Origin of the sequence: Shimia sagamensis, assembly GCF_900182745.1 — a bacterium.
Classification (GTDB): Bacteria; Pseudomonadota; Alphaproteobacteria; order Rhodobacterales; family Rhodobacteraceae; genus Shimia; species Shimia sagamensis.
Genome location: NZ_FXTY01000003.1, coordinates 38091 through 60094 on the forward strand (window position 1 = coordinate 38091; position 22004 = coordinate 60094).

Genomic DNA, 22004 nt, shown 5'->3' on the forward strand with positions numbered 1-22004 from the left:
GAGGTCTTGGGTGTCCTTATAGGGGAGTTTTGCCCTGGGGGAGCTGCAAGTCAAGCTTGATTTGTATCTGAATAAATGTTTTACATACAAACATAGGCCGCTGGGAGGGTGGTCGCAAAGACAAGCATCTCAGGGAGGATCTGATGCGAAAATCGAATGCTTTAAGGGGTTTGATGGCGTGTTCCGCGCTGGTCGCCGCCGCCGAATCGGCGCTGGCTGCGGACTGGGGCGATCACTCTGGCGTGACCATCGAGGCCAAACTGATTGGTGGTCAGCAATATGAAGGGCTTTATGGCCGCATTGCGGACTGGGAGGCTGCAACCGGTGCAAAGGTGGAGATTATTTCCAAGAAGAGCCACTTTGAGATCGACAAAGAGATCAAATCGGACATGGCAGCGGGCACCACAAACTGGTGTGTTGGCTCCAACCACTCGTCTTTCGCGCCACAGTATGAAGGGCTTTATGCGGACCTGAATGATCTGGTGCCTGCCGATGTGGTGGCGGAGTTTGTACAGGGCAATATCGGCGCGTCCACGGTTGGCGGGGAACTCTTGATGCTGCCGCGCGCTCAGTTTGATGTTTCTGTGCTCTACTACCTGAAATCGAACTATGAAGACGCCGACAAAGCCGCAGCCTTTAAGGCGGAATACGGCTACGATCTCGCTGTTCCGGAAACCTGGGAGCAGGTCAAAGACCAATCAATCTTCTTTGCTGATCCGCCAAATTTCTATGGCACGCAATATGCAGGCAAAGACGAAGCCATCGTGGGGCGTTTCTATGAGATGGTAGTGGCCGAAGGTGGCAACTATTTGGACGAAAACAAAAAGCCGATCTTCAACTCTGATGCGGGGCAGCGCGCCTTGCAGTGGTTTGTCGATCTCTACGAGGCCAAAGCTGTTCCGGCAGGCACTACCAGTTACGTTTGGGATGATCTGGGACAGGGCTTTGCCTCCGGCACTGTGGCGCTGAACTTGGATTGGCCGGGTTGGGCTGGTTTTTTCAATGATCCAGACTCTTCTAAAGCTGCTGGTAACGTGGGTGTTGCTGTTCAGCCAATGGGCTCCGTGACTCGCACGGGTTGGTCAGGCCACCATGGTTTTTCGGTCACCAATGACTGCGCCAACAAAGAGGCCGCTGCCTCCCTGGCGATGTTCCTGACCAGCGAAGAAAGCCAGCTTGCGGAAAGCGCTGGGGGCTCACTGCCAACCCGTACTGCCGTGTGGGAGGCCAATGTGGCCGCTGCCAAGGCGGGGGATGATCCGTTCCGTGCCGAGGCGCTTGCGGCCTTTGCTGAAGGCGCCAAATACGCCTTTGCCGTGCCGCCAATCCCAGAGTGGGGTGAAAGCACAAACATTGTCTTCCCGGAGCTGCAAGCCGCGATTGTGGGCGACAAAACCGTGAAAGAAGCGTTGGACGATGCGGCAGAAGCCGTGGACGAGCTTATGCGCGAGTCTGGCTACTACTAAGCCTTCTCTCAGGTTCAAAGGCAGGGTTAGACTGCCTTTGAACCAACTCTCAATTCAAACAAAGGTGCGAAATGACCCGTCGCCGCTTGCCTGAGTGGTTAGTCTTGCTGTTGCCTGCGATCATTGTGATTGCCGCAGTGGTGCTGATCCCACTCCTCTTCTCGCTCTATTCCAGCTTTACGCCCTATAAGCTGACCCGCCCGTCGACCCTTTGGAAATGGGTGGGCACCTACAACTATGAAAAGATTCTGAGCGACGCGAAGTTCTGGGCAGCCTTTGGCCGCACCGTGCTGTTCCTGACCATCGTCTTGAACGTGGAATTACTTCTCGGTCTCGGCATCGCCTTGATGATGAACAAGGTGACCTGGGGCCAGCGCACCCTGCGCACCATTCTGATGTTCCCGATGATGTTTTCGCCCATTCTTGTGGGTTTTCAATTCAAATTCATCTTCAACGACAACATTGGCCTCGTGAACAACGCCTTGCAATCCATGGGGTTCAATGTCGCGCTGCCTTGGTTGGTGGATGGCAAGCTGGCGATGTTCTCAATCATGTTTGCTGAGATCTGGATGAGCACGTCGGTGTTTGCAATTTTGATCCTTGCGGGCCTGTTTGCCATGCCGCGGGATCCGCTGGAGGCGGCCAAAGTGGACGGTTGTACCCCATGGCAGAGTTTCCGCCATATTACGCTGCCGTTTCTGATGCCGTTTATCTACATCGCGATGACCATCCGCAGCCTCGACGTGGCCCGCGCCTATGACATCGTGCAGATCATGACTGGCGGCGGTCCGGCCCGGCGCACCGAGCTTCTTTGGACGCTGATGAGCCGCACTGGTTATGTGGACGCCCGTATGGGGCTGGCCAACGCAATGGGGTACGTCTCCATTCTGCTGTCGATCCTCTTCACCATCTATTTTTTCCGCAAGCTGAGCGCCGCGCGTGCTGAGCTGGGCATGGCGGGGTAAGGCACATGGACCGCAATCAATCTCACCGCAATCGCCGCCGCGTGCTCAAGACGCTGCACCTCACCGCTCTCTTCCTAACCATGATGATCATCTGCATCCCCGGCCTGTGGATCGTGTTGAATTCGTTTCGCCCCACGGTGGAGATCATGGCCAAACCGCCGGTTTGGGTGCCAAGCTTTACACTGGATCACTACCGCGCGATGTTTGCAGGCGCCGGCGAAGGCGGCGTGCCGGTCTTCAGCTACTTCCGCAACTCGCTGATCGTGTCGGTAACCTCAACCCTGATCGCCATCCTGATTGGCATGTCCGGCGGCTATGCCTTTGCGCGCTACCGGTTCAAAGGCAAAAACGGCTACTTTGTTGGGCTGATGTTGTTCCGGGCTGTACCTGGCGTGGCGCTTTCCCTGCCGCTGTTCATCGTGTTTGCCAAGGTCGGTATCATCGACACGCATTTTGGCCTGATCCTGGCCTATGTGGCGATGAATGTGCCCTTCACCATCTGGCTCACCGACGGCTTCTTTCGCCAAATCCCAAAGGAGTTGCATGAGGCGGCAGAAATCGACGGTTGCACCCGCTGGCAGGCGTTCTGGCAAGTGGAATTCCCGGTTGCCCGTTCTGGTGTGGCCTCCGCTGCGATCTTTGCTTTCCTCACCTCTTGGAACGAGTTTGCGCTGGCGTCACAGCTGACGCGCTCGGTGGGCTCCAAAACAATGCCAGTTGGCCTGTTGGACTTCACCGCGGAATTCACCATCAACTGGGGCGGCATGTGCGCCTTGGCGGTCCTGATGATCGTCCCCGCCCTGATCCTTACCTTCATTGTGCAGAAACACTTGATCGCCGGCCTGACCTTCGGCGGCGTCAAAGGATAACGGAAATGACCGAAGTAACCCTTTCCAAAGTCGTCAAGAAATATGGCCAGCACCAGGCGGTGCATGGCATTGATCTGGACATTCAAGACGGTGAGTTTGTTGTGCTGGTTGGCCCTTCGGGCTGCGGCAAATCCACTACCTTGCGTATGATTGCGGGGCTGGAAGATATCTCCGGCGGCGACGTGACCATTGGCGGGCGGGTGGTAAATGACTTGCCTCCGCGCGAACGCAATATCTCCATGGTGTTTCAAAACTACGCGCTTTATCCGCATATGACCGTGCGTGAAAACCTCGGCTTCAGCCTGAAGATTGCCAAACGGCCGGAGCAGGAGATCGTCAAAGCCGTGGATGAAGCGGCTGGCATTCTGGGTCTCGACGAACTGATGGACCGCAAACCCGCCGCGCTTTCTGGTGGGCAACGTCAACGGGTGGCCATGGGCCGCGCCATTGTGCGCCATCCGGATGTGTTCTTGTTTGACGAACCCCTGTCCAATCTGGACGCCAAGTTGCGTACCCAGATGCGAGTTGAAATCAAGAAACTGCACCAAAAGGTCGAAAGCACCATCATTTATGTGACCCACGATCAGGTCGAAGCGATGACCCTGGCAGATCGCATTGTGTTGATGCGCGACGGGCACATCGTGCAGGTTGGCACCCCGTTGGAGTTGTTCAACAGACCGGTGGATACCTTTGTGGCCACCTTTATCGGCTCACCGCCGATGAATTTGGTGGATGGGGTCGTTCAGGGTGAAACAATTGTTCTGAACGGCAGTATCTCGGTGCCGCTGCCGGTCACCGCTGGACCACTCACCAACGGACAAGCTGTCAAATTTGGCTTTCGTGCAGACAACCTCATGCCAATCGGGCATGCAGTCGAAGAGGAGGGGGCGGTGCACGAGCTGGACCTTTCGGTCACACTCACGGAACCGCTTGGCACTGAGACCCTCCTCTTCACCAACTTGGCAGGCGTTGAGGTGCAGGCCAAAATGTTCAACCCGCGACCAGTGACGCCAGGAGAACAGCTGCAGTTCCGCTTGATGCTCGATAAATGTCATGTGTTTGACGCCAAATCCGGCCAAGCGGTGCGGGGCTGATACATGGCAGTAATCACCCATATCGAACTGCGCATGGTGGATCTCGCGCCCAAGGTGGAGCGAGTCGATGCCATCCAGTCCTTTGTCTCGCAAGAAACGCCGCTCCTGACGATCTATGACAGCGACGGCGCGTGCGGCACGGGCTACAGCTATACTATCGGAACCGGTGGCCCGTCGGTTATGGCGTTGCTGGAGCATACTCTGCTACCACGTCTGATCGGTCAGGACGCAGATCGCATCGACGGTATCTGGCGTGACTTGCTCTACACCACGCATGCCACGGCTGTTGGGGCTATAACCTCGCTGGCGCTTGCCGCCATCGATACAGCGCTGTGGGATCTGCGCTGTCGCAAGCAAAACCTGCCTCTGTGGAAAGCCGCGGGCGGTAGTCGGGATCGAATACCGCTTTATTCCACCGAAGGCGGCTGGCTGCATCTTGGTGCCGAAGCTCTTGTAGACGATGCTCTGGCGATGCAAGCGCAGGGCTTTAAAGGCTCCAAGATCAAGATTGGCCGCCCGCACATCTCGGAGGATGCCGCGCGCCTTTCCGCTGTACGAGACGCAGTCGGGCCTGGGTATGAGATCCTGACCGATGGCAATCAGGGTTTCACGCTGTCCGAGGCCATCCGCCGCGCAAAGATGTTGGAGGATTTTGGCGTCGGCTGGTTTGAGGAACCTTTGAAGGCAGATGATGTTGCCGCGCATCGCGAGTTGGCGGGCCGGACTTCGGTGCCTATTGCTGTGGGGGAGAGCATGTATTCTCTCAGCCAATTCAAAGACTATCTACAGGCCGGTGCGGCTTCCATTGTGCAAGTGGACGTGGCCCGCATCGGTGGCATCACACCGTGGCTGAAGGTGGCGCATCTGGCCGAGGCCTTTAGTGTCATGGTTTGCCCACATTTCCTGATGGAGCTGCATCTGCCGCTGGTCTGTGCCGTGCCCAATGCCAAGTGGCTGGAATTTATCCCTCAGTTGGATGGCATCACCGAAGACGGCATGCGGATTGAACACGGCATGGCATTTGCCTGCAACGATCCCGGCCTTGGCATCAAGTGGGATTGGGCGCGGCTCGACACACTTGCCAAGCCGATCACCATCAAGGAGGGCATGTGATGCAGCGCATGGGCATGGTGATTGGCGTAAAGCCCGACAAGATCGATGCGTATAAACGGCTGCACGCCGCCGTCTGGCCTGATGTGTTGGCGCAGATCAAAGGCAGCAACATTCGCAACTACACCATTTTCCTGAGGGAACCGGAGAACTTGCTGTTTGGCTATTGGGAATACCACGGCACGGACTTCGCCGCCGACATGGCCGAGATGGCCAAGGACTCACGCACCCAGAAATGGTGGAGTCACACAGACCCATGCCAGTCTCCGCTCGCAACCCGCAACGCCGGGGAGCAATGGGCGATGATGGAAGAAGTTTTTCACACGGATTGAGACAATGACAAAACCACAAGGCCGTTTGGCCGGAAAAACCACATTGATTACTGCCGCCGGCCAAGGCATTGGCCGCGCCACCGCAGAGCTTTTTGCCGCCGAAGGCGCGCGGGTGATTGCCAGCGACATCAGCGATGCCGCCTTGGCTGAACTGGACGCGATTGAGGGCGTTAGCACCTTGAAGCTGGATGTGACCGACGGTCCTGCAGTGATAGAAGCCGCCAAAGACTTGCCCGCGCTGGACGTCTTGTTCAATTGCGCCGGTTTTGTTGCCAGCGGCAGCATTCTAGAGTGCGACGAGAAAGATTGGGACTTCAGCTTCGATCTGAATGTGAAGGCCATGTACCGCCTGATTCAGCTGACCTTGCCCGCGATGTTGCAAAATGGCGGTGGCTCGATCATCAACATGTCCTCGGTCGCCTCATCGATCAAAGGTGTGCCCAACCGATTTGCCTATTGCGCCTCCAAAGGCGCGGTAATCGGCCTGACCAAATCGGTGGCGGCCGACTACGTGACCAAAGGCATTCGCTGCAATGCGATCTGCCCCGGCACGGTGGACAGCCCGTCAATGCACGGGCGACTCCGGGCCACTGGAAACTATGAACAGGCGTTGAAAGACTTCATCGCGCGCCAACCTATGGGCCGTATCGGTACAGCTGAGGAAATTGCCGCATTGGCGCTCTACCTCGCGTCTGATGATAGCGCTTTCACCACAGGTCAGACCCACGCCATCGATGGCGGTTGGTCGGTATAAGAGTTTAAGGAGAACAAGAGATGAAACTTTTGCGGTATGGCGCGCCAGGTGCAGAAAAACCGGGATTGCTAGATCAGGACGGCAACATCCGTGACCTCTCTAGCGTGATTGGGGATGTTGCCGGAGAGGCTTTGAGCGATGAGAATATCGCAACGCTGCGGGGGCTGGACGTGGCCAGTCTGCCGCTTGTCGAGGGCAGCCCCCGTCTGGGCGCCTGCGTTGGGCATGTGGGTAAATTTATCTGTATCGGCCTGAATTACGCGGATCACGCGGCGGAGGCTGGTATGGCGCTGCCGGAAGAGCCGGTGATTTTCTTCAAAGCCACCTCTGCGATCTGTGGGCCAAACGATGATGTTGAAATTCCCCGCACCTCCGTCAAATCAGACTGGGAAGTGGAACTGGGTGTGGTGATTGGCAAACACACCAAATATGTGTCCAAGGAAGAGGCGTTGGACCATGTTGCTGGCTACTGTGTGGTCAACGACTTGTCTGAACGTGACTTCCAACTGCACCGCTCTGGTCAGTGGGTAAAAGGCAAGTCCTGCGACACCTTTGGCCCCATTGGCCCGTGGTTGGTGACGCGCGATGAAGTGGCGGATCCGCAAAACCTGGCAATGTATTTGGAGGTCAATGGCCACCGCTATCAGGATGGATCCACCAAGACGATGCATTTTGACGTAGCCACCGTGATCTCCCACCTTTCACAATTTATGAGTCTGCAACCGGGCGACGTGATCTCCACCGGCACCCCTCCGGGTGTGGGAATGGGACAAAATCCGGAAACCTACCTCAAGCCCGGTGACACGATGGAGTTGGGCATCGAAGGTCTAGGCGTGCAGGTGCAAACCGTGGTGGCAGGCTGATGGTTCAAATCACAGCTCTGCGCACTCATGATCTTCGCTTTCCCACGTCGGACGCGCTGGATGGCTCTGACGCCATGAACCCGGATCCGGATTATTCAGCCGCTTATGTGGTGCTGGAAACCGACGGTTCTCACGAGGGTCACGGTCTGACTTTCACCATCGGCCGCGGCAACGACATCTGTGTTGCCGCGATCAAGGCGATGCAGCATCTCGTTGTTGGTGTTGATCTTGACTGGATCCGAGATGACATGGGGCGCTTCTGGCGCCATGTGACAGGGGACAGCCAGCTGCGCTGGATCGGGCCTGACAAAGGCGCTATCCACCTAGCAACCGGAGCGGTTGTGAACGCGGTCTGGGATCTGTTGGCCAAAGAGGCGGGTAGACCTGTCTGGCAGCTGGTGGCCGAGATGTCGCCGGAAGAGATCGTCTCTCTCGTGGACTTTCGCTACATGAGTGATGCTCTGAGCCGCGACGAGGCGCTGGAAATCTTGCGCAACGCCGAGCCCGGCAAGCAGGCCCGCATCGCCACGCTGAAAGCCGAAGGCTACCCGTGTTACACGACCTCCGCTGGCTGGCTCGGGTACTCAGACGAGAAGCTTCGGCGTCTCTGCCAAGACGCCCGCGCGGCCGGCTTCACACACACCAAGTTCAAGGTCGGGCGCGATCTTCAGGACGACATTCGCCGCCTGACCATTGCCCGCGAAGAGCTTGGTGAAGAGATGAACATCATGATCGACGCCAATCAAGTCTGGGAGGTGGATCAGGCAATTGAGTGGGTCAAAGAACTGGCCTTCGCCAGGCCGCTATTCATCGAAGAACCAACCAGCCCCGACGATGTGCTTGGACACCGCAAAATCCGCGACGGCGTGGCGCCAATCAAAGTGGCCACCGGCGAAATGTGTCAGAACCGAATTCTGTTCAAACAGTTCATGGCGCATGAGGCAATTGACTTTGTGCAGATCGACAGTTGCCGATTGGGAGGATTGAACGAGGTGCTCGCGGTGCAGCTCATGGCAGCCAAATTTTGCCTGCCGGTGTGGCCACATGCAGGTGGCGTTGGGTTATGCGAATATGTGCAGCATCTTTCGATGATCGACTATGTCGCGATCACGGGTGAAAAAGACAATAAGCGCATAGAGTTTGTGGACCACTTGCATGAGCACTTTGTTGATCCCTGCGTGGTAGAGAATGGCGCCTACCAGGCTCCAAACAAGCCAGGTTTCTCAATCGAGATGAAGCCGGACTCGATTGCGACTTACCGTTTTCAACCGTCGTTGGCAGCAGAATAATCAGTTGCCGCATCCGGTGTGTTCGGGTGTGGCGCCAACTCAAACCAAACCGATCTAAGCCTAATCCAGAGGGTGCCTCATGAAGTTCAACCGCATTGGCAACACCGACGTGACCGTGACCGAAGTCTCCTTTGGTTGCGCCAGCATTGGCAACCTCTATCACGCGGTGTCTGATGCCCAAGCACAGGAGGTCATAGACACCGCCTGGAAAGCGGGCATCCGCTTTTTTGATACTGCGCCTCACTATGGCCGAGGTCTCTCAGAACAACGTTTGGGAAATTTTCTAAGGACCAGGTCACGTGATAGCTACACCCTGTCCACCAAAGTGGGTCGCGTGTTGTCTCCGGGACAATCGATGTCTGAGGCGGACGGGTTTGTCGACCCGCTACCAAATGATGTGCGCTACGACTATTCCGGCGACGGCATCGAGGCGTCGCTGGACAGCAGCATGCAGCGGCTCGGCACTCCAATGGTTGATATCGCCTTTGTGCATGACATAGGGCGCTACACTCATGGCCAGGGTAACGACGAGCACATGGAGGCGTTTCTTGGCAGTGGCTACGAACGCCTTGTTCGCCTGAAGGAACAGGGTCGCATCCGCGCCTTTGGGCTTGGCGTGAACGAAAACGAAATTTGCCTGGAGGTCATGCAACACGGCGCTCTGGACGTGATCCTTTTAGCGGGGCGATTGACCTTGTTGGACCGGTCTGCCGAAGAAAATTTGACACGGCGCTGTCGGGAAATGGGCACCAGCCTTGTTTTGGGTGGCGTTTTTAACTCCGGAATCTTGGCAACAGGTCCAATCGACGGTGCTACCTATGACTATACCCCCGCTAGCCCAGAAATCTTGGCACAAGCCACTGATTTGCAATCCTCTGCTGAGGCGCTTGGCCTTCCGCTTGCAACCGCTGCATTGTTGTTTGCCAAGCAGCATGATTTGGCGGCGTCGGTTTTGATTGGCACGGCCAAAGCATCGACCTTGCAGCGCAACTTGGCGGCCTTGAGGACTTCAGTGCCAGGTAAGTTTGCCGAGGCTTTCTTTGTTTGAAAGGCGGCTCTGTAAAGATGCCAAATTCGCTACAACCAAACGGGACTAAGCATCATATCCGCCGAGTGCGGCGCGAGCCGCAACTAACGACAGCTTCCCGTCCTTTGACCAGCGCCGCAATTGTTATGGTAATTTTGACTCGGCTAGAAGCAAAGCTCGCCCTTGGTCCTTATGGACTGGCATCAGCCCAAACCGGTCATTGCAGGGAGCTTCGTCGAAGGACAGCTCCCGCTTCGAATGGTCGCCGCGGTCCTTGCGGCCAAGAAGACATGGTCGAACAAGGGCCACGAGAACGCGTGTTTTCTCGCGAGCCTTAAAAATTGGCGACCATGAAATCAGCGCGATGATCGCCCTCTCTTTCAGACGATACCACCACCCGCACCATTTACCTGTGGTCGGCGCTCAGTCACACCGGTTCGATACCCAGAGGCGCGAAAAGCGGTCACTGGAGAAATGGCTCCTCCGGAAAGTTGACGAGCCTTAGCCAAAATTGGGTCCACTTCCGTACGGAATGCGGCGCGCAAAGTTGCCGATGCCATGAGCGCATCATTGTCGGACTGATAGCCGGCCAAAGCTTCGCGGTCCACGAGGCAGGCCTGAACAAACGCTCTTTGAATTTCCATTGCGGACACCATCAGGCTTTCAATCGGGTCGGTCACATTGTGGGACTGATCTATCATATGCGCCAAATCCAAACCCGGCGTACCTTCGGCGTCGACCAATTCGTTCCACACAAGGAACAGGCGGTATGGATCGATTGTTCCGCTATCCAGATCATCGTCGCCGTACTTGCTGTCATTGAAGTGAAAGCCACCAAGTTTGCCAGCGTGGATCAAGCGCGAAACAATCATCTCAATGTTCACGTTAGGTGCGTGATGACCCAGATCGACGAGGCACATAGCTTTGTCGCCAAGTTCTTGCGCGGTTAACAGCGACGTTCCCCAGTCCTGAACCACGGTCGAATAGAAGGCTGGTTCATAACTCTTGTGCTCTGAGAACAAGCGCCAATCATCCGGCAGTCCGGCGTAGATCTCTTTCATGGAGCTTAGATAGCGTTCGAATTGCCTTCCCATATGGGTCTGGCCCGGAAAGTTCGCGCCATCACCGATCCAGACCGTCAGCGCCTTTGAGCCAATCTTGTTGCCGATCTCGATGCATTCCAAATTATGCTCAACCGCTTGCGCCCGAGTGGACGCATCGGTGTGTGTCAAAGAACCAAACTTATAGGAGTGCATCTGATCCGCTTGATCCTGAAAGGTGTTGGAATTCATCGCATCAAATGACAGGCTGTGCTGATCCGCCTTGGCCCGCAAATCGGCGGGGTCGGCCTTGTCCCACGGTATGTGCAGAGAGACGGAGGGCGCAGCTTTGGTCAGCGCGTGGATGACGCCACAATCGTCCAGTTTATCAAAAATATTGGCTGGCTCACCACCGCCTGGAAAGCGGGCAAAACGGGTGCCACCGGTGCCAGTCCCCCAGGAAGGGACAGCGACGCCAAAGCTCTGCGCTTTGGCCACAAGTGCTTGAATGTCCACGCCCCGCCGGTCCAGCCGTTCACCGAGGCTGTCAAAGTCTTTGTCCAGGTCACGCTCAAGTTTGGCGTTCTCGGCCTCGATCACTTTTAGATCAAACATAGTATCCTCCCGAAGGGTCTGCGCGCGCCATCCCCACGGCGGCGCAGACAGGTGTTTAGCGTGTAAAGGCCTGAACGTTGCCGGCGTCCACGTTGATGATGTTGCCGGTCGACTTTGCCGATTTGTCGGACGCAAAGAAATAGGCGGCCTCTGCGATGTCTTCGGGCAGGACCGACCGTTTGAGCAAGGAGCGGTTGCGGTACATCTCCTCAAGACCTTCCTTGTCGGTGCCGTATGTATCGGCCCGTTGGTCCAGCCACTCACCTTCCCAAATTTTGGATCCCCGAAGCACCGCGTCCGGGTTCACAACGTTCACGCGAATTCCAACTTCGGCACCTTCGAGTGCCAGGCAGCGCGCCAGATGAATCTCGCTTGCTTTGGCAGTGCAATAAGCCGAGGCGTTGGGTGAAGCTGCCAATCCATTTTTAGAGGCCACAAATACAATAGAGCCACCCATGTTCTGTACGCGCATAATTTTGAAGGCTTCGCGGGAGACAAGGAAGTAACCGGTGGACAGGATGTCCATGTTTTTGTTCCACAAAGCTAGTGTTGTGTCTTCCACCGGCGCGGACGACGCAATACCAGCATTTGATACCAAAATGTCCACGCCGCCAAATTCCACAGCGGCATAGGCGTAGGCTGCAGCGACCTCCGCCTCATCCGTGACATCCATCAGAATGGTCCGCACAACATCCGCGCCATATCGGCTTGTCAGGTTTTCATAGGTGGCCGCAAGACTGTCCAAGCTTATGTCAGCCAGCAGCACGCATGCGCCTTCGGCCAAATAGCGCTCAGCTGTTGCGGCGCCTATACCGCCAGCGCCACCGGTGACAAGCGCAACCTGACCGGCAAGGCTTTTGGGTTTCGGCATGCGCTGAAGTTTGGCCTCCTCAAGCAGCCAGTATTCAATGTCGAAAGCTTCTTGTTCCGGCAATCCGCAGTATTCAGAAACCGCCGCCGCGCCGCGCATCACGTTGATCGCGTTGACGTAGAATTCGCCGGAAATACGCGCTGTGGCGCGGTCTTTGGCAAAGGTGATCATGCCGACGCCGGGAATGAGATAGACCACAGCGTTTGGGTCGCGCAGAGCGGGGCTGTTGTCGTGTTTGCAACGGTTGTAGTAGGCTGCATACCCTTCACGGTAGGTGGCAATTTGGGCCTCCAATCCTTCCAAGACCGCTTCTATGTTGTTCTTGGTGGGATCAAAGTTTACCACCAACGGGCAGATCTTTGTTCGCAGGAAGTGGTCCGGACAGGACGTTCCCAAAGCCGCAAGTGCCGGCATGTCCTTTGCGTTCACAAATTCCAGAACGGTATCTGAGTCGACAAAGTTGCCAACCATGGGCTGTTTCCCCGACACAAACCCACGAATCGCGGGCATGAGTTTCGCGGCAACATTGCGGCGTTCCACAGCAGAGAGGCTAGTGTGAGTTGCACCGCCAAAGGCGGGCACGTCGGCGGTTTTCGCATCGAAATAGGCGATGGCCTTGTTGATGATATCCAACGTAAGCTCATAACATGTTTTGGCGTCGTCATCCCATGTAAAGAGCCCATGCGATTCCAGGATCACGCCTTTGGCGTCTGGGTTTTCAAGGCAAAACCTCTCCAGCCACAGGCCCAGCTCGTACCCGGGCTTTTTCCATGGCAGCCAGCCAATTTCGTCGCCAAAAACCTCTTGCGTCATGGCTTTGCTGTCTTTGGAGGCGGCAATGGCGATGATCGCGTCCGGGTGCATGTGGTCCACATGGGCCTTCGGGACATAGGCGTGTAGAGGCGTGTCGATCGAGGCTGCACGAGGGTTCAGGTTAAAGGTGCAGTGAGGAAGGTAACCAACCATCTCGTCCTCAAACTCAACGCCGCGATACTTACCTTTGAGCGCACGCAGTTTGTCCATATAGAGCGTGGAAAACCCGTCCATCTTAATAGAGCCAACGTCACCACCCGACCCTTTTACCCAAAGAACTTCCGCTTCATCGCCAGAAAGTGGATCAGCTTGAAAAACTTTGGCGGAGGTGTTGCCGCCGCCATAGTTGGTGACGCGCTTGTCAGACCCAAGCAAATTTGAACGATACAGAAGTTTTTCAGGCTCGCTCATGTTGGCCGCCTTGGCCTCGTCCCATAGAGAAACAAGCCGGTTTGCTTCGGTTGTCATTGTGATCTCCTCCCGATCCACAGATAGTTCAATCAGATTTGGTCAGAGATTGAGCGTGGCGCGACAGAATGTCAATCACAAACAGTCATAAATGATCAGATCTACGCGGAATATGGAAGTAAATGACAATTAGTGATTGACAATGATTGAATGTCTGCGGCATCGTCAGTGTCAACGGGAGGAAAGTGATGCACGAAAAGGAACGCAATAGGATCATACTGTCTGCAGTGCAGGACCGTCCGGTGGTGACGGTTTTGGACCTGTGTAGTATGACTGGCGCGTCCGAGGCGACCATTCGTCGGGATATTTCCGCATTGCACGAAGCCAAGAAACTGCGCCGCGTTCGCGGTGGCGTAGAGGCACTGCACCCCAATCAACTGCCCGGCCTCGCTGGCCGACCATTTGCAGTCAACGAAGCAATCAACATCGCGCAAAAGCAAGCAATTGCGCGCAAAGCGGTGGAGCTTTGTGACGAAGGAGAGCCGATCATCATCAACGGCGGCACCACAACCTTTCAAATGGTGCACCCGCTTGCGACACGACGGTGCCAAGTGTTTACCAACTCGTTTCCGATTGCTGAGCACCTTCTGAAGAACTCTAAGAATACGGTTCTAATGTCTGGTGGTGTGATCTATCGCGAGCAAAACATTGTGCTGTCTCCCTTTGACAATGATGTGACGCGCAATTTTTACGCCCGGCGCATGTTCATGGGCGCGCAGGGGGTTGGGCCACTGGGTGTGATGGAAGCGGATCCGCTTATCATTCAGGCCGAGCAAAAGCTGATTGGTCAGGCTGACGAAGTTGTTTTGCTGGTCGATTCCGGAAAGTTCAAAGAGCGCTCCAGTCTCGTGCTGTGCCCGCTCAAAGATATCGATGTGCTGATCACCGACGACGGGATCAGTGACCGCTCTGCCGCCATGGTGGAATCAGCGGACATCAAATTGATCGTGGTGCCGGTTGGCGCTTCGAAGGAGGAGGCGGTGTCGTAGTACTCCGCGAGGGGACGGCGAGCCGTAAATTTAGGGGAACCAGGGAGGACGCCCAATGAAATTTACCAAACTCATGACATCCGTAGCCGTGGCTGCGGGCTTGTTCGCCGGACCTGCGGCCGCAGACGACATGCGGATCGCGTTGGTTGTGAAAGCACTTGGCATTGGCTTCTTTGAAGCAGCCGCAGAGGGTGCAGAAGAAGCTGCCAAGGAAATTGGCGGTGTTGAAATCATCTACACCGGCCCAACCGACACCACCGCAGAGGGCCAGATTGAAGTCATCAACTCTTTGATCGCACAGAAAGTGGACGCGATTGCCGTGTCTGCCAATGACACCGACGCGCTTGTGCCGACCCTAAAGAAAGCAATGCAACGCGGCATTACAGTTGTGTCCTGGGACTCTGGTGTGGCCGAAGACGGCCGTCAGGCGCATTTGAACCCGTCGTCCAACGCGTTGATCGGTAATATGATCATCAAACTTGCCGCAGATCACCTGCCTGACGGTGGCGAAGTCGCTGTGCTGTCGGCAACCACCACCTCCACGAACCAGAACATCTGGATCGAAGAGATGACCAAGGTGATGGGCAACTACGGCGGTATCGATGTTGTCTCTACTGTGTATGGTGACGATTTGGCGGACAAATCTTACCGTGAAGCAACAGGTCTGATGCAATCGCATCCAGAGCTGGACGCGATCATCGCACCAACGTCTGTTGGCATTGTGGCCGCGGCGCAGGCTGTTGCTGACGCGGGGAAAATTGGCCAAGTCAACGTAACTGGCCTGGGCCTGCCGTCTGAGATGGCCGGTGCCATCGAAAGTGGCGCTTCAAAGTCCTTCGCGATCTGGAACCCGATTGATCTTGGCTATTCCGCCACCATGTTGGCGCATCAATTGGCAACCGAAGCGGCCACCGCTGCGCCGGGTGCGGAAATCTCGATTGGCCGCATGGGCACAATCACATTGGACGAAACAAATGCTGCGGCGATGGCCGATCCGTTTGTTTATGACTCCAGCAACATCGATGATTTCAAAGAAATCTTCTAAGATCACTCCCTAAGAAAAGGGCGGCGTGCGATTTACGTCGCCCTTTTTCCAAGTGAACGAAGTGCCCGTGGCGGGCCTTGCGGCGGGGATGCGCAAATGACTTATCAGGCGAGCGAACAGAGTGACGATCCGGCACTCAATCCGGTTCTGTCTCTGGACAATATCACCAAAACATTTCCTGGCGTGAAGGCATTGGATGGCGTTGAGCTACACCTTTTTGCAGGCGAAGTGACCGCCTTGATTGGTGAAAACGGAGCCGGAAAGTCTACAGTGGTTAAGACTCTGACCGGTATCTATCAGCCCGATGGTGGGCGGATTGTGCTTGATGGACAGCCCGTGCATTTCCCAACCCCGCAGGATGCAGCGGATGCCGGGGTCACTGCCATTCATCAGGAAACCGTGCTGTTTGAGGAATTGACCGTCGCCGAAAATGTCTACATCGGGCACGCCCCCAAAAACCGGTTTGGCTTGATCGACACCAAGGCAATGCACGCCAAAACCGCAGAAATTCTAAAGTCCATCGGTGCTCCGATTGATGCCGGCGTAAAGCTCAAGGACTTGGGGATCGCCTCGCGGCATCTGGTCGCCATTGCCCGCGCCTTGTCGGTTGAGGCGCGCGTTGTGATCATGGACGAACCCACTGCCGCATTGAGCCAGACCGAGATCGAGGAACTCTATGAGCTGGTCGATACATTGAAGGCGCAGGGCAAGGCCATCCTTTTTATTTCCCACAAGTTTGACGAGATTTTCCGCATTGCCGACCGCTACACGGTGTTTCGCGACGGACAATTTGTCGGCGCTGGCAACATGGCCAATGTGAAGGAGGCGGAATTGGTTCAGATGATGGTTGGGCGTGCCGTTGAACAACTGTTTCCAAAGCGCCATGCAGAGGTCGGGGGCGAGGTTTTGAAGGTTGTTGGTTACAGCCACCCAACAGAGTTTGAGGATATCAACTTTACGCTTCGCCGCGGAGAAATCCTTGGGTTCTACGGGCTTGTCGGTGCTGGCAGGTCTGAGTTTATGCAATCCTTGATCGGGATCACACGGCCATCCAAAGGCGCGGTTCGGATTGACAACAAAGTGCGTGTGATCCGTTCCCCCGCCGACGCAATCAAGGCAGGCATCGTGTACGTTCCCGAAGATCGCGGCAAGCAGGGTGCCATTCTGGACATGCCGATCTTTCAAAACATCACATTGCCATCGCTGCATAAAACGTCACGTGAGGGGTTTATCCAGTTGGCCGAAGAATTTGCCTTGGCACGCGAGTACACCGAGCGGCTTGATTTGCGTGCAGCCTCACTGGATACAAACGTGGGGGCCCTGTCTGGCGGTAACCAGCAAAAAGTGGTCATTGCCAAGTGGCTGGCCACCCAGCCGCGCGTGATCATCCTTGATGAACCGACCAAAGGCATCGACATCGGCTCCAAGGCGGCTGTGCACGACTTTATGTCTGAATTGGCCGCTCAAGGTTTGTCGGTGATTATGGTCAGTTCTGAAATTCCTGAAATTCTTGGCATGTCGGATCGGGTGATTGTCATGCGCGAAGGCCGCATGGTTGTCGAAGTTCAAGGCGATGAGTTGAGCCCCGAAACACTGGTGCGTCATGCCGTCGGCATTCAAGCAAAAGGAGACGCGGTATGAGCCATCTTAAGTCCCGCGAAGCGATCCTTTTTGGTGCTATTTTATGCCTGCTTTTTGTTGTTGCAGCGCGTTTTCCCGCATTTGTCGCGCCCGGCAACCTTGTCGCGGTATTCACAGACACGTCGCCTTTGATGATCCTTGCGATGGGCCAGATGGCGGTGATCCTGACCCGTTGTATCGACCTATCGGTGGCCGCAAATTTGGCCCTAACAGGGATGGTTTGCGCGATGATCAACGTGGCGGCCCCCGATCTTCCGGTTGTGGTCATTCTGGCAGTGTCGTTGGCACTGGGCGCGATGTTGGGGGCGATCAACGGCATCCTGGTTTGGAAGCTTAGTATTCCTCCGATTGTTGTCACGCTTGGCACAATGACCATCTTTCGCGGCATCATCTTTTTGCTGACCGATGGCAAATGGATCAATGCCCACGAAATGAGCCCGCACTTTACCGGGTTTCCTCGATCTGACATCTTTGGTGTGCCGGTGCTTGGCTGGATCGCGGTTCTGGTGTCTGTCGTTATGCTCGTACTTATGGCACGCACGACGTTGGGACGGTCCATATACGCTGTGGGCGGCAATCCCCATGCAGCAATTTATACCGGCATCGACGTCGGTAAGACGCAATTCGCAGCTTTCGTGATCTCCGGCATGCTGGCTGGTTTGACAGGCTATCTTTGGGTCGCGCGATATTCGGTGGCCTATGTCGACATTGCTGGAGGCTTTGAGCTTGATGTGGTGGCGGCTTGCGTGATTGGCGGTGTATCCATTGCTGGCGGTGCGGGCACTGTTGTTGGGACGCTTCTGGGCGCCTTGTTTCTTGGTGTTGTCAAAAACGCGTTGCCCGTGGTCGACATCTCGCCATTTTGGCAGCTCGCAATATCCGGCGCGGCGATCATCATTGCGGTTGCGTTTAATGCCCAATCCGGACGCTCCAAAGGGCGCGTCATTCTGAAATCCGCGGAGCATGCACAATGAGCCTGACCGAAAACGCCCCCCGTCACGTCCCGGACCGGCTGCGGTCCCCTTTGCAGGACAAATTGGTCAGTTGGGAAAGTCTTTTGCTGGCTGTCGCCATCGCGATCTTTATCGTGAATTCGCTGGCCTCGCCATACTTCCTCAATGCGTGGAACTTGTCGGACGCCACCTTTAATTTCACCGAAAAAGCTATGATCGCCTTTGCCATGGCTTTGCTAATCATCTCCGGCGAAATTGACCTGTCGGTGGCAGCCATAATTGCTTTGGCCTCGACCGCCATGGGCGTCGCCATGGAAATGGGCGCGGGAACTCCCGTTTTGGTTTTGGTTGGCCTAACAACGGGCCTGCTGTGTGGCGCGTTTAACGGCGCTCTGGTGACCAAACTCGGCCTACCTTCAATCGTTGTGACCATCGGCACCATGAGCCTGTTTCGGGGCATCAGCTACATTGTCCTCGGGGACGGTGCGTTTCGCGGCTATCCCAGCTCGTTTTCGTGGTTCGGACAGGGCTATGTTTTCTGGGTAATCTCTGTCGAATTTGTCATTTTCGCCCTATTGGCGGTGATCTTTGGCGTGGTCCTACACAAAACCAACTTTGGCCGAATGGTTTATGCCACGGGCAATAACGCGACTGGTGCGCTCTTCTCCGGAGTGCGGGTAGATCGCGTCAAGATGGCCTTGTTTTTGCTGACGGGCTTAATGTCAGGCTTGGCAGCAATCTGTCTAACTTCGAGGCTCGGATCCACGCGACCTTCGATTGCCTCGGGCATGGAGCTTGAGGTGGTCACTATGGTTGTCTTGGGCGGCGTAAACATTCTTGGTGGCTCGGGCTCCATTCCGGGTGTCGTTATTGCCGCCTTTGTCATGGGGCTGGTGACGTTTGGCCTTGGCTTGCTCAATGTGCCTGGCATCGTCTTGTCGATCTTCATTGGTCTCTTGCTCATCGGGGTCATTGCGCTGCCAAGACTCTGGGCCATGTGGCGCAAGAAAGCGGGCTGAGTTGATGGAAAAGCACGCTTTCTGCATGACGCTTCACTCAGGTAAACTGGATGAATACCGCAAGCGCCATGATAAGATTTGGCCGGAGCTTGTTGCCCTTCTGAAGGAGGCCGGTGTGGAGGACTACTCCATTCATTACCATGCAGAAACACGTCAGCTGTTTGGCGTGTTGTGGCGCCGTAACGACCACACGATGGATGCCTTGCCAGATCATCCTGTGATGAAGCGCTGGTGGGCGTATATGGCCGATCTTATGGACTCACATCCGGACAACAGCCCCGTTGCGGTTGATCTCCAACAAGTGTTCCATATGCCATGACCACCCCGCCTAAAAACTCTCGCCACATTGCTGTGATCGATGTTGGTAAAACGAACGCCAAGCTCGCGATGGTCGATGGCGCGACAATGACCGAGTTGGCCGTTGTGACCCGCCCCAACACGGTCCTTGCAGGGCCGCCTTACCCGCATTTTGATCTGGACGGACATTGGGCGTTCTTTCTTGAAAACCTTGCGGCGTTTCATGCCCAACACGGTGTTGACGCGATTTCTGTGACCACGCATGGCGCCTCCATTGTTCTGCTGGACCAGGATGGCGCGCTGGCATGTCCAATGTTGGATTATGAGCATCACGGGCCAGACGATTTGGCCGACACCTATGATCAAATACGGCCGGATTTCTCGGAAACCGGGTCGCCTCGATTACCCGGCGGCCTCAATGTCGGGGCACAGTTGCATTGGCTTTTTGACACCGATCCAACGCTTTTGGACCGCACCAAACACATCATCACTTACCCGCAATATTGGGGGTATCGGCTGACCGGCAATCTGGCTTGTGATGTGACATCACTTGGATGCCACACCGATCTTTGGAACCCATTGGATGGCAAGCCGTCGTCTCTGGTCGCGCGGTTGGGAGTATTAGAGAAGCTTGCGCCAGCGCGGCAGTCCTCTGACATTCTGGGAGATTTGGATGAAACCGTCAGCCTGATTACGGGCCTTTCGCCTGACACGCCGGTTGTTTGCGGAATTCACGACAGCAACGCCTCTTTGGTTCCGTATCTTAATCACGGCACTCAGCCGATTTCGGTTGTCTCAACGGGGACTTGGGTGGTGTGCATGACCTTGGGCGGTGCACAGGCACCGCAACTGGATGCCCAACGTGACACGCTGATCAACGTGAATGCTTTAGGGCAACCGGTGCCATCTGCCCGGTTTATGGGGGGAAGAGAATACGAAATCATCCGGAACGGGTCAGACGCGACCCCCACGGATCAGGATCGTGATCTGGTACATAGCAACCAGATTATGCTGCTGCCGTCTGTAGTAACGGAGAGCGGGCCATTCCCGGGACAAAGAATGCAATGGACTGTCCCGCCAGAGACGGATGGACAACGCATCTACGCGCTCTCCCTCTATCTTGCATTGATGACAGAGTGCTGTCTTGAGCTGACTGCTGGCGGAGAAACAACTATCGTCGAAGGTCCGTTTGCCAGAAACTCCGACTACTTAGGCATGCTCAACTTGCTCCGTGCGGGTCATGTCGAGGCGGCGCTCTCACAGACTGGAACCAGTGTTGGCGCCGCAATGCTGATTGATAAGCCGGCAAAATCTGCGAGCGGCTTTTCATCCGAGAAACCACAAGATCAGCGCCTTTTCAGTTACGCAAAAAAATGGTTCAGCGCAGTGAACCAACGCTGATCGACAAATCAAGGCACTTATGGCTTGGGTGAAGCCGAATGACGGAATTTTGCAAAGCAGACGTCTGAGTACTCTGCGGCGAAAGTCCGCAATCCGCCGATTCTGTGGAAAAACAACGCATTGCTGGCGCAGAAAGCGGCGATCTAAATAAGGCCCGAGCGCCTTTCCCATAAGGCTTTGTGCACTTGCTGCGGTGCAGGAATGGTCTTTGCGAGTTTGCGGAGGTTTTGGGCGGTTGCGGCGAGGAGGAATTCGTCATTTGCGCCGCATGCGTTGCCCGATAGGGTCATGGCGCAGCCATGATCCCGAGAGGGGCCGCGCAATCGCAACCGCCCCAGCCCAAGGATGCGCTTGAGGTGCGCAAAGAGCATTTCGACTTTCTTGCGCAATTTTGGATGAGCTCTTGTACTGCGGTGTTTTTCTGATGGCGCGGGCAACATCTCTGGCGTCTTCGTGCTCTTCGCGGGAGATCTTGCGCATCTGCCTTCGGGCAACAATTGTTCTTCGAGGTGCAAGCCTGACAAGTTCCCTTTAACGCGCGATATCGCGCGACACCTTTGCCCGTCGGACCTCGATTTGGGTCAGAGTAATTCCGGCGGAACTGCTTAAGCGGTTCACCCTCGGGGCAGATGTATTGGTTGTTTTGCGCATCGCATTCGAAGTCTGCACGGGACCATGTTCCGTCGGTGCGCCCCGCCTTATCGATCACTGGGATATGTGGCGCGATGTTGCGATCAACCAACCAGCCTAGCATTGGCCCTGAACCGTAGGCTGTATCTGCGATCACCCATTCTGGGTCGAGATCGAACCTGTCTTTGACCCGATCCAACATGGTCTTCGTTGAACCGACCTCGGCTTGCCGTATTGAACGGGTGCCTTCAATATCAACGATGACACCATGATCGGTATCGATGAGTTAGTTGTCAGAATATGCAAAGAATGCGGGGCTTGGGAGCTGTCGTTGGGTGTGTTTTGCACGAACGTCATGCATTGGGCGGCCGCTTGCAGTCGTTGCGCTTCCGCCGCAGTGATTTTTTCGCTCCGCTTGTTTCAACGGATCGACGCAACACTTTAGTCTTTTTG

The 22004-nt window shown here is 55.7% G+C and carries 19 protein-coding genes and 1 pseudogene; 17 read left to right on the plus strand and 3 right to left on the minus strand.

Annotated features, from left to right (window positions below):
• Nucleotides 1-143: 143 nt before the first annotated feature.
• From QOL67_RS08290 to QOL67_RS08335, 10 genes are all read left to right on the plus strand, one after another.
• Nucleotides 144-1466, plus strand: a complete 1323-nt coding sequence (locus QOL67_RS08290) for a type 2 periplasmic-binding domain-containing protein (RefSeq protein ID WP_283425511.1) — start codon at nt 144-146, stop codon at nt 1464-1466.
• Nucleotides 1467-1537: 71 nt separating this feature from the next.
• On the plus strand, nt 1538-2431 hold the full coding sequence (locus QOL67_RS08295; RefSeq protein WP_283425512.1) for a carbohydrate ABC transporter permease: 894 nt from the start codon (nt 1538-1540) through the stop codon (nt 2429-2431).
• 5 nt (nt 2432-2436) lie between these two features.
• On the plus strand, nt 2437-3300 hold the full coding sequence (locus QOL67_RS08300) for a carbohydrate ABC transporter permease (RefSeq protein WP_283425513.1): 864 nt from the start codon (nt 2437-2439) through the stop codon (nt 3298-3300).
• A 5-nt stretch (nt 3301-3305) separates the two neighbouring features.
• Nucleotides 3306-4394, plus strand: coding sequence for an ABC transporter ATP-binding protein (locus QOL67_RS08305; protein WP_283425514.1), 1089 nt, complete (start codon nt 3306-3308; stop codon nt 4392-4394).
• Nucleotides 4395-4397: 3 nt separating this feature from the next.
• Nucleotides 4398-5507: a mandelate racemase/muconate lactonizing enzyme family protein gene (locus tag QOL67_RS08310; protein ID WP_283425515.1), complete on the plus strand. Its 1110-nt coding sequence runs from the start codon at nt 4398-4400 to the stop codon at nt 5505-5507.
• The gene (locus QOL67_RS08315) at nt 5507-5836 is read left to right on the plus strand and encodes an L-rhamnose mutarotase (RefSeq protein ID WP_283425516.1); all 330 of its coding nucleotides are present in this window, start codon (nt 5507-5509) and stop codon (nt 5834-5836) included. The genes QOL67_RS08310 and QOL67_RS08315 overlap by 1 nt, the downstream gene beginning before the upstream one ends.
• Before the next feature lie 4 nt (nt 5837-5840).
• Nucleotides 5841-6590, plus strand: coding sequence for an SDR family oxidoreductase (locus QOL67_RS08320; RefSeq protein ID WP_283425517.1), 750 nt, complete (start codon nt 5841-5843; stop codon nt 6588-6590).
• Between the two features lie 20 nt (nt 6591-6610).
• Complete coding sequence (locus QOL67_RS08325) at nt 6611-7453, plus strand: fumarylacetoacetate hydrolase family protein (RefSeq protein WP_283425518.1); 843 nt, start codon at nt 6611-6613, stop codon at nt 7451-7453.
• Complete coding sequence (locus QOL67_RS08330; RefSeq protein ID WP_283425519.1) at nt 7453-8742, plus strand: L-fuconate dehydratase; 1290 nt, start codon at nt 7453-7455, stop codon at nt 8740-8742. Before QOL67_RS08325 ends, QOL67_RS08330 begins: the two co-directional genes overlap by 1 nt.
• Before the next feature lie 79 nt (nt 8743-8821).
• Entirely contained in the window at nt 8822-9790 is a 969-nt protein-coding gene (locus QOL67_RS08335) for an aldo/keto reductase (RefSeq protein ID WP_283425520.1), read from the plus strand.
• Between the two features lie 359 nt (nt 9791-10149).
• On the opposite strand, the gene rhaI is transcribed toward QOL67_RS08335, so the two are convergent.
• Both rhaI and QOL67_RS08345 read right to left on the minus strand, forming a co-directional pair.
• Nucleotides 10150-11424, minus strand: coding sequence for an L-rhamnose catabolism isomerase (gene rhaI, locus QOL67_RS08340; protein WP_283425521.1), 1275 nt, complete (start codon nt 11422-11424; stop codon nt 10150-10152).
• Between the two features lie 55 nt (nt 11425-11479).
• Entirely contained in the window at nt 11480-13576 is a 2097-nt protein-coding gene (locus QOL67_RS08345; RefSeq protein WP_283425522.1) for a bifunctional rhamnulose-1-phosphate aldolase/short-chain dehydrogenase, read from the minus strand.
• A gap of 188 nt (nt 13577-13764) precedes the next feature.
• Between QOL67_RS08345 and QOL67_RS08350 the strand changes: the two genes are divergently transcribed.
• The 7 genes from QOL67_RS08350 (at nt 13765) to QOL67_RS08380 (ending at nt 20921) form a co-directional block, all read left to right on the plus strand.
• Nucleotides 13765-14565 carry a DeoR/GlpR family DNA-binding transcription regulator gene (locus QOL67_RS08350; protein WP_283425523.1) on the plus strand — a complete coding sequence of 267 codons (801 nt, stop codon included), beginning with the start codon at nt 13765-13767 and terminating at the stop codon, nt 14563-14565.
• A gap of 55 nt (nt 14566-14620) precedes the next feature.
• Nucleotides 14621-15610 carry a rhamnose ABC transporter substrate-binding protein gene (gene rhaS / locus QOL67_RS08355; protein WP_283425524.1) on the plus strand — a complete coding sequence of 330 codons (990 nt, stop codon included), beginning with the start codon at nt 14621-14623 and terminating at the stop codon, nt 15608-15610.
• A 96-nt stretch (nt 15611-15706) separates the two neighbouring features.
• Nucleotides 15707-17251 (plus strand): sugar ABC transporter ATP-binding protein, encoded by a 1545-nt coding sequence (locus tag QOL67_RS08360; RefSeq protein WP_283425525.1) that lies wholly within the window; start codon nt 15707-15709, stop codon nt 17249-17251.
• A complete protein-coding gene (locus QOL67_RS08365; protein ID WP_283425526.1) occupies nt 17248-18225 on the plus strand; it encodes an ABC transporter permease in 978 nt (325 codons plus the stop codon). The genes QOL67_RS08360 and QOL67_RS08365 overlap by 4 nt, the downstream gene beginning before the upstream one ends.
• On the plus strand, nt 18222-19223 hold the full coding sequence (locus tag QOL67_RS08370; protein ID WP_283425527.1) for an ABC transporter permease: 1002 nt from the start codon (nt 18222-18224) through the stop codon (nt 19221-19223). Before QOL67_RS08365 ends, QOL67_RS08370 begins: the two co-directional genes overlap by 4 nt.
• Nucleotides 19224-19227: 4 nt before the next feature.
• The gene (rhaM, locus tag QOL67_RS08375; protein ID WP_283425528.1) at nt 19228-19542 is read left to right on the plus strand and encodes an L-rhamnose mutarotase; all 315 of its coding nucleotides are present in this window, start codon (nt 19228-19230) and stop codon (nt 19540-19542) included.
• A complete protein-coding gene (locus QOL67_RS08380) occupies nt 19539-20921 on the plus strand; it encodes an FGGY-family carbohydrate kinase (protein ID WP_283425529.1) in 1383 nt (460 codons plus the stop codon). The genes rhaM and QOL67_RS08380 overlap by 4 nt, the downstream gene beginning before the upstream one ends.
• Before the next feature lie 143 nt (nt 20922-21064).
• On the opposite strand, the pseudogene QOL67_RS08385 reads toward QOL67_RS08380, so the two are convergent.
• Nucleotides 21065-21870 (minus strand): annotated as a pseudogene (locus QOL67_RS08385) (transposase); the annotation flags it as partial.
• Nucleotides 21871-22004 lie beyond the last annotated feature (134 nt).

Excerpts from the sequence above, each read along its gene's own strand:
- QOL67_RS08365 (WP_283425526.1), top strand. The coding sequence starts at position 17,248 with ATGAGCCATCTTAAGTCCCGCGAAGCGATCCTTTTTGGTGCTATTTTA.
- rhaI (WP_283425521.1), bottom strand. The coding sequence starts at position 11,424 with ATGTTTGATCTAAAAGTGATCGAGGCCGAGAACGCCAAACTTGAGCGT.
- QOL67_RS08370 (WP_283425527.1), top strand. The coding sequence starts at position 18,222 with ATGAGCCTGACCGAAAACGCCCCCCGTCACGTCCCGGACCGGCTGCGG.
- QOL67_RS08290 (WP_283425511.1), top strand. The coding sequence starts at position 144 with ATGCGAAAATCGAATGCTTTAAGGGGTTTGATGGCGTGTTCCGCGCTG.
- rhaS (WP_283425524.1), top strand. The coding sequence starts at position 14,621 with ATGAAATTTACCAAACTCATGACATCCGTAGCCGTGGCTGCGGGCTTG.
- QOL67_RS08335 (WP_283425520.1), top strand. The coding sequence starts at position 8,822 with ATGAAGTTCAACCGCATTGGCAACACCGACGTGACCGTGACCGAAGTC.
- QOL67_RS08330 (WP_283425519.1), top strand. The coding sequence starts at position 7,453 with ATGGTTCAAATCACAGCTCTGCGCACTCATGATCTTCGCTTTCCCACG.
- QOL67_RS08295 (WP_283425512.1), top strand. The coding sequence starts at position 1,538 with ATGACCCGTCGCCGCTTGCCTGAGTGGTTAGTCTTGCTGTTGCCTGCG.
- QOL67_RS08380 (WP_283425529.1), top strand. The coding sequence starts at position 19,539 with ATGACCACCCCGCCTAAAAACTCTCGCCACATTGCTGTGATCGATGTT.
- QOL67_RS08320 (WP_283425517.1), top strand. The coding sequence starts at position 5,841 with ATGACAAAACCACAAGGCCGTTTGGCCGGAAAAACCACATTGATTACT.
- QOL67_RS08350 (WP_283425523.1), top strand. The coding sequence starts at position 13,765 with ATGCACGAAAAGGAACGCAATAGGATCATACTGTCTGCAGTGCAGGAC.
- QOL67_RS08300 (WP_283425513.1), top strand. The coding sequence starts at position 2,437 with ATGGACCGCAATCAATCTCACCGCAATCGCCGCCGCGTGCTCAAGACG.
- QOL67_RS08360 (WP_283425525.1), top strand. The coding sequence starts at position 15,707 with ATGACTTATCAGGCGAGCGAACAGAGTGACGATCCGGCACTCAATCCG.
- QOL67_RS08305 (WP_283425514.1), top strand. The coding sequence starts at position 3,306 with ATGACCGAAGTAACCCTTTCCAAAGTCGTCAAGAAATATGGCCAGCAC.
- QOL67_RS08310 (WP_283425515.1), top strand. The coding sequence starts at position 4,398 with ATGGCAGTAATCACCCATATCGAACTGCGCATGGTGGATCTCGCGCCC.
- rhaM (WP_283425528.1), top strand. The coding sequence starts at position 19,228 with ATGGAAAAGCACGCTTTCTGCATGACGCTTCACTCAGGTAAACTGGAT.
- QOL67_RS08345 (WP_283425522.1), bottom strand. The coding sequence starts at position 13,576 with ATGACAACCGAAGCAAACCGGCTTGTTTCTCTATGGGACGAGGCCAAG.
- QOL67_RS08325 (WP_283425518.1), top strand. The coding sequence starts at position 6,611 with ATGAAACTTTTGCGGTATGGCGCGCCAGGTGCAGAAAAACCGGGATTG.
- QOL67_RS08315 (WP_283425516.1), top strand. The coding sequence starts at position 5,507 with ATGCAGCGCATGGGCATGGTGATTGGCGTAAAGCCCGACAAGATCGAT.